Annotated in this window: 10 protein-coding genes; 4 read left to right on the top strand and 6 right to left on the bottom strand. The window is 75.4% G+C overall.

Annotated elements, in window-relative coordinates:
• Position 1: 1 nt before the first annotated feature.
• Both ACFWP2_RS17365 and ACFWP2_RS17360 read right to left on the bottom strand, forming a co-directional pair.
• Positions 2 to 553 (bottom strand): GNAT family N-acetyltransferase, encoded by a 552-nt coding sequence (locus ACFWP2_RS17365; protein ID WP_380451966.1) that lies wholly within the window; start codon positions 551 to 553, stop codon positions 2 to 4.
• Entirely contained in the window at positions 550 to 723 is a 174-nt protein-coding gene (locus tag ACFWP2_RS17360) for a hypothetical protein (RefSeq protein ID WP_380451964.1), read from the bottom strand. Before ACFWP2_RS17360 ends, ACFWP2_RS17365 begins: the two co-directional genes overlap by 4 nt.
• Positions 724 to 922: 199 nt before the next feature.
• Between ACFWP2_RS17360 and ACFWP2_RS17355 the strand changes: the two genes are divergently transcribed.
• Positions 923 to 2458 (top strand): AMP-binding protein, encoded by a 1536-nt coding sequence (locus ACFWP2_RS17355; protein ID WP_380451962.1) that lies wholly within the window; start codon positions 923 to 925, stop codon positions 2456 to 2458.
• Here ACFWP2_RS17355 and ACFWP2_RS17350 read toward each other — a convergent pair.
• Positions 2451 to 3263, bottom strand: coding sequence for a LuxR C-terminal-related transcriptional regulator (locus tag ACFWP2_RS17350; RefSeq protein ID WP_380451959.1), 813 nt, complete (start codon positions 3261 to 3263; stop codon positions 2451 to 2453). The two genes, ACFWP2_RS17355 and ACFWP2_RS17350, sit on opposite strands and share 8 nt — an antisense overlap.
• A 220-nt stretch (positions 3264 to 3483) precedes the next feature.
• On the opposite strand from ACFWP2_RS17350, the gene ACFWP2_RS17345 reads away from it, so the two are divergent.
• Positions 3484 to 4308, top strand: a complete 825-nt coding sequence (locus tag ACFWP2_RS17345) for a TIGR03084 family metal-binding protein (RefSeq protein ID WP_380451957.1) — start codon at positions 3484 to 3486, stop codon at positions 4306 to 4308.
• Between the two features lie 134 nt (positions 4309 to 4442).
• The gene (locus ACFWP2_RS17340; protein ID WP_380451955.1) at positions 4443 to 5072 is read left to right on the top strand and encodes a hypothetical protein; all 630 of its coding nucleotides are present in this window, start codon (positions 4443 to 4445) and stop codon (positions 5070 to 5072) included.
• Between the two features lie 61 nt (positions 5073 to 5133).
• Here the strand turns inward: ACFWP2_RS17340 and ACFWP2_RS17335 are convergent, their stop codons facing one another.
• The 3 genes from ACFWP2_RS17335 to ACFWP2_RS17325 all read right to left on the bottom strand — a co-directional run bounded on the left by ACFWP2_RS17335 (position 5134) and on the right by ACFWP2_RS17325 (position 11039).
• On the bottom strand, positions 5134 to 8478 hold the full coding sequence (locus ACFWP2_RS17335; RefSeq protein WP_380451953.1) for an error-prone DNA polymerase: 3345 nt from the start codon (positions 8476 to 8478) through the stop codon (positions 5134 to 5136).
• A gap of 139 nt (positions 8479 to 8617) precedes the next feature.
• Positions 8618 to 10318 (bottom strand): DNA polymerase Y family protein, encoded by a 1701-nt coding sequence (locus tag ACFWP2_RS17330; RefSeq protein WP_380451951.1) that lies wholly within the window; start codon positions 10316 to 10318, stop codon positions 8618 to 8620.
• Between the two features lies 1 nt (position 10319).
• A complete protein-coding gene (locus ACFWP2_RS17325) occupies positions 10320 to 11039 on the bottom strand; it encodes a hypothetical protein (RefSeq protein ID WP_380451949.1) in 720 nt (239 codons plus the stop codon).
• A 368-nt stretch (positions 11040 to 11407) separates the two neighbouring features.
• Here ACFWP2_RS17325 and ACFWP2_RS17320 point away from each other — a divergent pair, with 368 nt between their 5' ends.
• Positions 11408 to 12007, top strand: a complete 600-nt coding sequence (locus tag ACFWP2_RS17320; RefSeq protein ID WP_380451947.1) for a hypothetical protein — start codon at positions 11408 to 11410, stop codon at positions 12005 to 12007.
• Positions 12008 to 12034: the final 27 nt, after the last annotated feature.

The following is a 12034-nucleotide window of genomic DNA, read 5'->3' as shown; positions in this document are numbered from 1 at the left end:
CCTACTCTGAACTGCCCGGTTCGGGCCCGTCCAGCCATTTCCGGGAATGCCGGTGGCCGTCCAGCGGGTACGGCGGGAAGGCCGGGACGATCTCCGTGAGCGGGTAGCCGCTCTTCTCCGCGACCCGGCAGGAGGCGTGGTTGTCGCCCTCGTGCAGCAGGTCGAGCCTGACGAGCCCCTCCTCGGCGAAGGTGGCGAAGGCCCAGGCGGTGAGGGCCTCCAGCGCGCGCGGGGCCACCCCCCGGCCGCGGGCCGGGCCGGCCGTCCAGTACCCCACTTCGGCCCTCTCCCCGCCCGGGGCGCCGCGCTTGAGCACCACGTTGCCGACCAGCTCGCCGGCGTCCAGGACGGCGAAGGCGTACCGGGTGCCGGCCGCCCGGCCCTCGTACTGGAGGCGCAGCCAGTGCGCGGCCTGCTCGGCGTCGTCCACCGGCGTGCGGGTGAAGCGGCGCAGGGTCTCGTCCCGGTAGGCCTCGATCAGGGCGGGCGCGTCGGCGTCCTCGAACGGACGCAGCAGCAGGCCATCGGCCACCAGGGGTGCGGTGACGGTCACTTGAGGCCCTCCCAGCCCCAGCGCGGGGTCGGGCCGGGCTCGCCGAGGTCGGTACCGGCCGGGGAGGCGGAGACGTCGAGGACGCCCCGGTAGAAGGTGCGGCTGAGCCGGCGCAGGACGTCGATGCCGCCGACGGCCTCGTGGAGCGTGCCGGGCCGTTGGTCGTTCATGAGTGTGCTCCCCGTTGGCTGGACCGTGCGTTGCGACCTTCTTAGCAGGCGCACGGCACGCACGGCGTTCCCCGCGGTCAGGGACGCGATGCCCACGAACGCCGACGCGGCGCCCACAAACGCTGACGCGGCGCCCACGGACGGGTGACACCCCCGATCGGGGGTGTGCAGGGCGCGGGCGGGGGAGGACAGTGGGCGCATGCAGATTCCACTCTCCGTGATGGACTTCCTCGACCGGGCCGAGCTGGTCTACGGCGACCGGGTCGGCATCGTCGACGAGCCGGTGCAGCCGGCCGAATCCTGGGGCGAGCTGAGCTACCGCAGGGTCGCCGAGCTGGCCCGGGCCCAGGCCGCCGGGCTGGATCGGCTCGGCGTCGGGCCGGGTGAGCGGGTCGCGGTCGTCTCGCACAACTCGGCCCGGCTGCTGACCTCCTTCTTCGGGGTGAGCGGCTACGGCCGGGTGCTGGTGCCGGTGAACTTCCGACTGAAGGCCGAGGAGGTGTCGTACATCGTCGAGCAGAGCGGCGCCTCGGTGCTGCTGGTCGACCCCGAGGTCGCCGACTCCCTGAGCGGGGTGGTGGCCAAGCACAAGTTCGTGCTCGGCGCGGACAGCGACGCCGTGCTGTACGACTTCGACGGCACCCCGCGGCGGTACGCGGTGGACGAGAACGACACCGCCACCATCAACTACACCAGCGGAACCACCGCGCGCCCCAAGGGCGTTCAGCTCACCCACCGCAACGTCTGGCTGAACGCGACACTGATGGGCCTGCACTTCGGCGCGAACGACCGGGACGTCTACCTGCACACCCTGCCGATGTTCCACGCCAACGGCTGGGGCCTGCCGTTCTCCCTCACCGGGCTCGGCGCCCGGCACATCGTGCTGCGCAAGGTGGACGGCGCGGAGATCCTGCGCCGGGTCGAACGGCACGGGGTGACCTTCCTGTGCGGCGCACCGGCCGTGGTCCAGATGGTGCTGGACGCGGCCGCCGACTGGGACGGCCCGGTGCCCGGCCGGGACCGGGTGCGGATGATCGTGGCCGGCGCCCCGCCGCCGACCTCGGTGGTGCAGCAGGTCGAGGAGCAGCTGGGCTGGGAGTTCATGCAGATCTACGGCCTGACCGAGACGTCCCCGGTCGTCACGGTCAACCGCTCACGGTCCGAGTGGGACGCGCTGCCGGCCGCCGAGCGGGCCGAGAAGCTGGTGCAGGCGGGCGCCCCGGCACTCGGCACCCGGCTGCGGGTGGACGCCTCCGGGGAGGTGCTGGTGCGCTCCAACACCGTGCTGGACGGCTACTGGCAGCAGCCGGAGGCCTCGGCCGAGGCGCTGGCGGACGGCTGGTTCCACACCGGTGACGGCGGCACCCTCACGGAGGGGCACCTGACCATCTCCGACCGCAAGAAGGACGTCATCATCAGCGGCGGGGAGAACGTCTCCTCGATCGAGGTGGAGGACTGCCTGTACGACCACCCGGCGGTCGCCGAGACGGCGGTGATCGGCGTGCCGCACGAGAAGTGGGGCGAGACGGTGAAGGCGCTGGTGGTGCTCCGGGAGGGCCACCAGGCGGTCACCGAGGCCGAGTTGATCGCACACTGCAAGCAGCGGCTGGCCGGCTACAAGTCGCCCACCACAGTGGAGTTCCGGGACGCCCTCCCGCGTACCGCCACCGGGAAGCTGCAGAAGTTCCGGCTGCGCGAGCCGTACTGGTCCGGGCGGGACCGCCAGGTCAACTGACGAGCCCCGACTCCCGTGCCGCGACGGCGAGTTCGGTCCGGTTGCGGACACCGAGCTTGTGCATCGCGGACTTGAGGTAGCCCGTCACCGTGTTGCAGGTCAGGCCCAGTCGGGCGGCGATCTCCGGGTTGGTCCGGCCGGTCGCCGCCCAGCGCAGCACCTCGTGCTCGCGCGGGGTCAACGGCGGTACGGGGACGGCCTTCCGGGGCCGCTCGCGGCTCCAGGCGGCGGCCCCGGCCAGCGCCCGGGCCGCCGCCTTGGCCAGCGCGCCGACCGCGGAGATCCGCACGTCCCCGAACGGGACGACGCTGCGCAGCGAGGCGTACACCACGCCGCGCACGGCGCCGCCGTCCATCAGCGGGACGGTGAGCATCGCGTACAGGCCCTCGGCGGCCACGGCCTCGTCGTAGTGGTGCGAAATCGTCGTCGCCGCACGGTAGTCGGGCACCCAGGTGGGCGCGCGTTCGGCGAGCGCCCGGCCGCCGAGGCCGACTCCGGCCGGGACGGGCGCGTCGTGCAGCAGGTCGGCCCGGGTGCCGGCCCAGTGCCGCAGCACCATGCCCTCGCTGCCGGGGCGGCTCCCGGGCAGCGGCTCGGGCACGCCGACCAGGCCGACGTCGACCCCGCACTCGGCCACCACCCGGCGGGCGAGATCGCCGAGCACGGCGTCCCGCACCAGCTCGGCGGCGCGCGCGGCGAGTTCGGGGCCGCCGGGGCCGCCGGGGTCCTCGGGCCCGTCGGGGCCGCCGGATCGCACAGCGTCGGCGAGGGGTTGCGCAAGGTGGGGGTCCGCAGCCCTGGTCATCGCGGAATTGTCACACGCGATGGGGCCGGTGGCGAGAGTAGTGACATGCGTGTTTCGTGGAGTCGTGGACGCCGGTGAGCGGGCGGGCGGAGGGTGCGCCCGTGGCTACCGGCGGGTAGTAACCATCAGGTGGTCACTGCCGGGTGGCCGCTGTCGGGCGGCCGGCACCGAGCGGCGACCGCCTCGACCGGAAGGGAAGCCGATGCCGGAGGGAAAACCGATGACCGACCCGAACACCCCGGGCGATGTCCTGGGCGGACTGCTGGCGGACCTGCGGGCCGAGAGCGCGGTGCTGGACGGCCTGGTCGCCGGACTGCCCGCCGAGGACTGGGCCCGCCCGACACCCGCCGAGGGATGGACGGTGGCACACCAGATCGCCCACCTGACCTGGACCGACGACTGGACCGCACTGGCCGCGCGCGACCCGGAGGCCTTCGGCACCTCGCTCGGCGGGCGCTTCCACGAGCTGGTGACGGCCGGCGCCGACCCCGTGGAGGAAGGCGCCCGCGCGGGTGCGGCCGCCGAGCCCGAGGCACTGCTCGCCCGCTGGCGGGCCGGGCGGGCCGAAGCGCTGGCCGCGCTCGCCGCCGCCCCCGCCGACGTCCGGCTGCCCTGGTTCGGCCCGCCGATGAAGCCCGCCTCGATGGCGACCGCCCGGCTGATGGAGACCTGGGCACACGGCCAGGACGTCGCGGACGCACTCGGCGCCACCCGCGAGCCCACCGACCGACTGCGGCACATCGCCCACCTGGGACTGCGCACCCTGGGCTTCGCCTTCACCCTGCACGGGCTGCCCGCGCCCGAACAGCCGGTCCGGCTCGACCTGACCGCGCCCGGCGGCGGCGCCTGGTCCATCGGCCCGGCCGGGGCGCAGGACGTGGTGTCCGGCCCGGCCCTGGACTTCTGCCTGCTGGTGACCCAGCGCCGCCACCGGGACGACCTCGCCCTCACCGCCACCGGGCCGGTCGCCACCGCCTGGCTCCCGATCGCCCAGGCCTTCGCCGGGGCGCCGGGCAAGGGGCGGCAGCCCGGGGCGCGGGCGTAGGGCGCGCGGGCGCAGGGTGCGCCCCGGGAGGCTCGCGGCCGGCCCCTCGGGGCGGGTCGCCGCCAGGGCCCGGGGCGCGGCGCCGTCGAGGCCCGGGGCGCGGCGCTGTCGGCGGCCCGGGGTTGAATGGCGGCATGAACGACCTGCTCAGCCGCCTGCCCGCCGTCCCCGACCTGCGCGACCGCTGCCGCGCGCTGGCCGCGCTCGACGCGATCCTCTGCCCGGACGACTGGGAGTCGCGGTACCACTCCTTCGACGCCGCCTGGGACGAGGGCGAGGAGATGGCCTCGATGCGCAACGGCCAGGGCGACGACTGGTTCGTGGTCTTCTCCCCCGCCGGCGCCTACGGACGCGGCTTCGACCACGAAGCGCCCAACGCCCCGGAGCTGCTCGCGGCCGTGCCGGAGGAGTTCCGCCGCTTCGCCGAGGAGCCCGCCTTCCAGCACGAGGACGGGCCGGTCGTGACGGTCTGCTTCTGGCGCGCGCCGGAGGACAGCGCCTGGCACGGCATGCCCGCCGAGTGCGGCACGCCCGCCGAGCACGGCGCGGAGGGCCTCTTCGGGCTGCTGCTGGACGGTTCGGCGGAGGCCTACCTGGCGTGGGCCGAGGAGTACTTCGAGCCGGAGCAGGAGCTGGACCTCGCCGCGATCGAGCACGTCCTGGCGCTGCGCCCGCTCACCCCCGCCGTGGTGGCGGCGCTCAACCCGGAGACCGACCCGGAGGAGCTCGCCGAGGACCTGGCGGGGATCGGGTACCCGAACTGATTCCTCCCGCGCTCAGGGGCCACGGAGCGGCCAGGACGTCTGGTGGCACCGTCCGCCCCGCTCAGAGGCCGATCCGGAGCGGGGTGAGCCGGGTGGCGATCAGATTGGTGGCGCCCCGGTCGCGCTCGATGTGGCCGTGGACCAGCAGCCCGGCCCGGTCCAGGGCGGTGCGGCGCTGGGACTCCCAGACCGGGCGGTTGCAGATCACGTTGATCAGCCCGGTCTCGTCCTCCAGGCTGAGGAAGAGCACCCCGCCGGCCGTCGGCGGCCGCTGCCGGTGGGTGACCAGGCCGCCGACCACCACCGCCGTCCCCGGTGGCACGTCCGGGAGCCGGTCGGCGGGGAGGGCGCCGCCGCGCTCCAGCCGGGCGCGCAGGTGCTGGAGCGGGTGGCTGGTGGCGGAGGTGCCGGTGGCCCACAGGTCGGCGATGGTCTCCTCGACCGGGCTCATACCGGGCAGCTCCGGAGCCTCGGCGCCGGGAGTGGTGCCGGGGATCAGGCCGGCCGACATCCCGGCGAACGCCCCTGCCGCCCACAGCGCCTGACGTCTCGTCAGACCGAAGCAGTCGAAGGCCCCGGCCGTCGCCAGCGCCTCCAGGGCATGCCCGGGCAGGCCGGTGCGGCGGGCGAAGTCCTCCAGGCCGGCGTACGGCTGCCCGGCCACGATCGCCTCGGCCTGCGGGGTGCCGATGCCGCGCACCGTCTCCAGGCCGAGCCGGATCGCCGGCTGCGGGCGCCCGGCGGTCAGCGGCGGCTCGGGGGTCGGCCCCCGGTACGGCTCCAGGGTGGGCCGCGCCCCGCTGGCGTTGACGTCCACCCCGCGCACCCGCACGCCGTGCCGGCGGACGTCCGCGACCAGGCTGAGCGGCGAGTAGAAGCCCATCGGCTGGTTGGCCAGCAGGGCACAGGTGAAAGCCGCCGGGAAGTGGTGCTTCAGCCAGGCGCTGGCGTACACCAGGTAGGCGAAGCTGATCGCGTGGCTCTCCGGGAAGCCGTAGTTGGAGAAGGCCTCGATCTTGCCGTAGACGTCCTCGGCCACCTCGGGCGGGATGCCGCGCTCGGCCATCCCGCCGAGCAGCCGGTCGCGCAGCCGGGCGACCCGCTCGTGCGAGCGCTTGGCGCCCATCGCCTGCCGCAGCCGGTCGGCCTCGGCCGGGGTGAACCCGGCGCAGTCGATGGCGAGTTGCATCATCTGCTCCTGGAACAGCGGCACCCCCAGGGTCTTGCCGAGCGCGTTCTCCATCAGCGGGTGCGGGCAGCCGGCCGGCTCCACCCCGGCACGACGGCGCAGGTACGGGTGGACGGAACCGCCCTGGATCGGCCCGGGGCGGATCAGCGCGACCTCGACCACCAGGTCGTAGAAGTGGTCCGGCTTGAGCCGGGGCAGGGTCGCCATCTGCGCCCGGGACTCGACCTGGAACACGCCGACGGTGTCGGCCCGGCGCAGCATCGCGTACACGCCCTTGTCGTCGTCCGGGATGCCGGCCAGGTCGTAGCGCAGGCCGTGGTGCTCCGCGACCAGGTCGCAGGCGTCGTGCAGGGCGGCGAGCATGCCGAGACCGAGCAGGTCGATCTTCACCAGTCCGGCGCCGGCGGTGGACTCCTTGTCCCACTGGAGCACGGAACGCCCGGGCATCCGGGCCCACTCGGTGGGGCAGATCTCGCCGATCGGCTCCCGGGTGAGCACCATGCCGCCCGAGTGGATGCCCAAGTGGCGGGGCAGACCGTGGAGTTGGCCGGCGAGCGAGAGCACGTCGGCCGGGATGACGGCGTCCGCGCCCGGGGCGGAGCGGAAGTCGGTCTGCCGGCTGAACGCGTCCACCTGCCCCTGCGGGTAGCCGAGCACCCGGGCGGCGTCGCGGATCGCCAGCCGGGGCCGGTAGGTGATCACGTTGGCGACCTGGGCGGCGTGCTCGCGCCCGTACCGGCCGTAGACGTACTGGATGACCTCCTCGCGGCGGCGGTTCTCGATGTCCAGGTCGATGTCGGGCGGCCCGTCCCGGGCGGTGGAGAGGAAGCGTTCGAACAGCAGCTTGTAGTGGATCGGGTCGACGGCGGTGATCCCGAGGGCGTAGCAGACCGCCGAGTTGGCGGCCGAGCCGCGGCCCTGGCACCAGATGTCCCGGCTGCGGCAGAAGTCCACGATGTCGTGCACGATCAGGAAGTAGCCGGCCAGGTCGAGGTCCTCGATCACGTCCAGCTCCTTGCCGAGCTGACGGCGGGCGGCGGCGTTGCCGGGGCCGAAGCGGGCCGGGCCGCCGGCCGCGACCAGGGCACGCAGATGGCTGATCTCGGTCCCGCCCTCGGGGACGGGGAAACCGGGCAGCTCCGGGTCCAGCCGGGCGAAGTCGAAGGCGCAGGCCCGGCCGAGTTCGACGGTGGCCCGCTGCACCCCGGGGAAGCGGGCCAGTCGGCCGGCCATCTCGCGGCCCGAGCGGAGGTGCGCGGTGCCGGCCGCCCGGGTCCAGCCGACCGCGTCCTGGAGGGTGCGGCGTTCGTGCAGCGCGGCCAGGCTCTGCGCGAGGCGCCCCTGGGCGGGGCCGGCGTGGTGGGCGTTGGTGGAGGCCACCACGGGGAGCCGCACTTTCGCGGCGAGGGCGGCGAGGGCGTCGTTGCGCCGGTCGTCGCCGGGCAGCCACTGGTCGATCAGCTCGACGTGGACGTTCTCGGGGCCGAACGCCTCGGCGAGGGTACGGAGCCGGCGCTCGGCCTCGGCCTGGTCGGGCAGCGCGGCGGGGACCCGGCCGAGCCGGCAGCCGGTGAGCACCGCCCAGTGGCCGCCGTGCGCCCCGGCGAGCGCCGCGAGGTCGTACACCGGGTTGCCCTTGGCGCCGCCGGCCAGCTGGGCGGCGGCGATCGCGGCGGAGAGGCGGCGGTAGCCGGCCGGGTCGCGGGCGAGGACCAGCAGGTGTTCCTCCGTTCCGCTGCCCGGTTTGCCGTTCGACTTGCCGCTCGGTTTGCCGTTCGACTTGCTGCTCGGCTTGCCGTTCGACCCACGGTCTGCCCCGCCGCCCGTCCCGCTGCCCGTCCCGCCGTCGCGGATGGTCAGCTCGGCGCCGAACACGGTGGCCAGGCCCGTGCCCCGGGCCGCCTCGGCGAGCCGGACGGCTCCGTACAGGCCGTCGTGGTCGGTGATCGCGAGGGTCTCCACGCCCAGCCGGACCGCCTCGGCGACCAGGTCCTCCGGGTCGCTGGCGCCGTCCAAGAAACTGAAGGCGGAGTGGACGTGCAGTTCGGCCCAGGGCTCGGCGGCCTTCCCGGAGGATGCCCCGAACTCGACTTCCGGGGGTGGGAGTTCGACCGGACCGGAGCGGCGCAGCGGGACGACCGTACGGTCCGGCGCCGCGCCGGTCAGCCGGCGGTGCAGTTCGCTCCAGGGGAGGGTGGGGTGGCTGGTGAAGCCCATCGGGGGTTGCCTTCGTCGTTCTCGTGCTCGTGCTGCTCCCCCCTCGTGCTTGCGCTGCTTCCTCTCGTGCTTGTGCTGCTTCCCCTCGTGCTCGTCCTGCTCCTCTTCGTTGCGGGCTCTGCTTCCGGGTGCCGGGCCGCTAGTCGTAGCCGGCCTCCAGGTACCAGGCACCCCCCTCCACGGTGAGCAGCAGCGCCCGGCCGCCGCCCACCACGACCTGGAACCGCGCCCGGCGCCGGGCCAGCGACTGGTCCCACCAGTACTCGACCGCCGGCCAGGGCCCGGTCCAGCCGTCCACCCGCTCCTCCCGGCCCCGGACCACGACCAGAGCCGGACGGGCCGACACCCCCGCCCGGCCGTCCACCGTGACCGGCTGCCCGGCCCCGTCCAGCACCCGCACCGGCGCGGGCTCCCGCAGCACCACGGCGGGCCACACCTCCGGCAGCCGCCCCGGCCAGGGAGCGTCGGCCGGCACCGCCGCCTCGTACGGCTCGCCCCACGGCACCTTGACCGCCTGCTCGCCCGGGCCGCGTCCGCCGGCCGGCTCGATCCGGCGCAGTCCCGCGTGGCCGAGCACCGCCTGCACCCGGGCGACCGCCCGCTCCACCCGGTCGTCCGCGACGGCCTGGCCCCATAGCGCGAGCTGGCGGCCCTGGTCCGGGGAGAGGCCGTCGGGGGCCAGCCGCAGCAGGGTGAAGCCCGTGTCCTCGCCGCCTTCCCCGTCGCCGGTGAAGGTGCCCGCGCCCTGCCAGGCCTGGAGCTGCCAGCGGACCCGCTCGGCCAGCGCCGTCGCGGACAGCCGGCCCTCGTGCCGCCACAACCGGGAGGCCGTCCGACCGTCCGCGCAGGCCACCTCGACGGCCACCCGGCGGCAGGTCAGCCCCGCCCCGGCCAGCCGCTCGTGCAGCTGCTCGGCCAGTGTGCGGGCGACGAACACCAGCGGCTCGGCCAGCGGCTCCGGCGGGTCGAAGCGCTGCTCGACGGAGAGGTCCGGCTCCTCGTCGCGCGGCACCAGCGGGCGCGGCTGCAGGCCACGGGCCAGCCGGTGCGCGACCGTCCCGGACGGGCCGAAGCGGTCCGCGACCGACTCGGCCGGCAGGGCGGCGAAGGCCCCGACGGTGGGCAGGCCGAGCCGCCCGAGCAGTTCGGCCAGCGCCTCGTCGCCCAGCGCGCCCACCGGGTACGGGGCGAGGAACTCCGCCGTCCGGCCGGCCGGGACCAGCACCCCGGCCCGGGCGGCGAGCACGGCGGCGAACAGGCCGTCGGCGACGCCGACCTGGGCCTGGGGGGCGGCTGGGGCCTGGGTCTGCGGGACAGCTGGGGCTTGGGCCTGCGGGGCGGCTGGAGCCTGGACGGTCTGGGCCTGCGGGGCGGATTCGGCTCGGGAGCCGGTTGCCGGTCGGGCCTCGACGGCCACCGCGCCCGGGACGGCGTCCGGGACGAGGGGCTGCCCGAGGGCGTCCGCCACCGCTCTGCCGACCTTGCCGGCCAGCGCCTCCTCGCCGCCGAAGTAGCGGCCCGGTCCCTTCACCGGGATCGCGCACAGGCCCGGGCGGATCACCTCCACCCGGGGTGTGAACGCCTCCACCGCCGCGACCACCGGCTCGAAGCGGCGGGTCTCCGCCTCCGGGTCGCGGTCGCGCAGCTCCAGCTCCGGGCAGAGCCGCTGGGCCAGCTTGAGCCGCTGCCCCTGCCGCACCCCGGCCGCCCGGGCGCCCGCCGAGCAGGCGAGGATCCGCCCGCCCTCGGTCACCGCGACCGGGTCGTCGCCGGTGACGGCCACCACCGGCCAGTCCGGGCACCAGACCACCAGCACCCGGGGAGTTCTGTCGTCCGCCATCTCAGACCACCGCCGCCACGCGGGGTGCCCTCGGCTCCGCCGCCGGTAGTGCCGGCATCACCGGTAGTGCCGGTATCGCCGGTATCGCCGGTATCGCCGGCAGTACCTGCACCTCCGGTACCTCCGGTTCCGCCGCCGGCTGCGGCCGCCCCTGTCGCGGCTGCTCCCGGAGCGGGCGCACCGCGCCGTGCTCGTCGGGCAGCCAGAGCCGGACCGTCCGGCCGCGTGCCGCCGAGCCACGGCCCTCGGCCACCACCTCCACCTGCCGGCCGGCGAGCTGCCCGTGGCCGTCGCCCAGCCCGAACCAGCGCCCGGAACGCACCCCCAGCCGCAGTGCCGCGCCCGGCCACGGTCCGGCGACCAGCAGCACGCAGCCGCTGCGCCGCAGCACCGCCGCCAGCCGGGCGGCCGGCTTCGGCGGCACCGGCCCGTCCGGGCGCAGCATGATCAGCTCGACCGCGCCGGCCAGCACCGAGACCACTTCGGCCCAGTGCGGCCCCGGATCGTCCGCGACCAGCAGCCGCCGCAGGTCCAGCCCGTACCCCTCGGCGGCGGCCAGCCCCAGGTCCGGCAGTCCGACCGCCGCGGCCCAGCCGCCCTCGGTCTCCTTCACCCCGGCGGCGAGCGCCAGCAGCAGCCCGGTGTCCCCGCCCGCCACCGACACCGCCGTCCCCCGGCGCAGCCCGCCGTCGGGCAGCACCTCCCGCAGCGCGGACGGCACCGGCAGCAGCCCCCGGGGCTCCGCCGCCCGCCCGGCGTCCGACGTCGCCCACCCCTCTCGCTCCCCCCGCTCCCCCGGCACGGCAGCCGGAGACGCCACCGGGCGGAGCACGGGACGTGCGAGCTGCTCGGCGGTGGATTCGAAAACAGATTCGAAAACGGGCACAACCCCAGGATCGAACATTCGTTCGCAAAGATTCAAGTCCGACCCGTCCACCCCATCCGTCACTCTCCGTATAGCGAAGCGCGAAGTTCGGCGAGTCCCAGCGAAGTTTGACCGCGGCCTCCCCGACTCCCCCGATGAAACCGCGCAGCCACGGTTGCCGCCCGGGTCGCAACCGGCGCCGAGGCCCTGGTTACGGTTGCGGGGTGAACGGATCGACTGCCACGGCCGGCGGCACCGGCGACCTGCCCCGGCCCGACGCGCTGCTGCCCCTGCTCGCCGGCGATGAGGATGTGGTCGCGTTCTTCGCCGGGGTCGCCGACCTCGATGCGACGAGCCCGGCGGACCACGAGCTGGAGGACGGAGTCCGTCTCGCTTCCGGGGCCCGATTGGAGCAGTTCGCGCGGGCGGGCACAGGAGACGCCTTCTGCTTCGTCGGCGAGGGCGGCGAGGAACGCCCGGTGGTGTACGTGAGCCTCGACGGCGAGGCCGGCCCGCTCGCCCTCGGACTGCCCGAATTGCTGCGGCTGTGCCTCGTGGCGCCGTGGTGGCGGGACGCTCCCGGACGGACGGCCGAAGAGCTTCGAGCCGTCGCCGACGGCTACCGGGAGGACGTCCCCGACCTCGACGAGCGGCGCCACCGCGCGGCCCGGGCACTCGGCCTCGACCCCGCCGCGCTTCCCTCCGAGGCAACGGCCCTCGCACGACTCGCAGAGCTCTCCCAGGGGCCGGTCGCCACGGAGTGCCTCGTCCTCGGGTACGAGGACGAACCGCTCGACCCCCTGTTCGGCACCGACCGGATCTGACCGCCCGCCCAGGCCTGCCAGACCTGG

Origin of the sequence: Kitasatospora sp. NPDC058444 (genome assembly GCF_042721415.1) — a bacterium.
Taxonomy (GTDB): Bacteria; Actinomycetota; Actinomycetes; order Streptomycetales; family Streptomycetaceae; genus Kitasatospora.
Note: the sequence above shows the minus strand (reverse complement) of the source record. Positions and strands in the feature narration are given on the sequence as shown.

Coding starts and splice junctions, on each gene's coding strand:
- ACFWP2_RS17360 (WP_380451964.1), bottom strand. CDS start 723: ATGAACGACCAACGGCCCGGCACGCTCCACGAGGCCGTCGGCGGCATC.
- ACFWP2_RS17355 (WP_380451962.1), top strand. CDS start 923: ATGCAGATTCCACTCTCCGTGATGGACTTCCTCGACCGGGCCGAGCTG.
- ACFWP2_RS17350 (WP_380451959.1), bottom strand. CDS start 3,263: ATGACCAGGGCTGCGGACCCCCACCTTGCGCAACCCCTCGCCGACGCT.
- ACFWP2_RS17345 (WP_380451957.1), top strand. CDS start 3,484: ATGACCGACCCGAACACCCCGGGCGATGTCCTGGGCGGACTGCTGGCG.
- ACFWP2_RS17340 (WP_380451955.1), top strand. CDS start 4,443: ATGAACGACCTGCTCAGCCGCCTGCCCGCCGTCCCCGACCTGCGCGAC.
- ACFWP2_RS17335 (WP_380451953.1), bottom strand. CDS start 8,478: ATGGGCTTCACCAGCCACCCCACCCTCCCCTGGAGCGAACTGCACCGC.
- ACFWP2_RS17330 (WP_380451951.1), bottom strand. CDS start 10,318: ATGGCGGACGACAGAACTCCCCGGGTGCTGGTGGTCTGGTGCCCGGAC.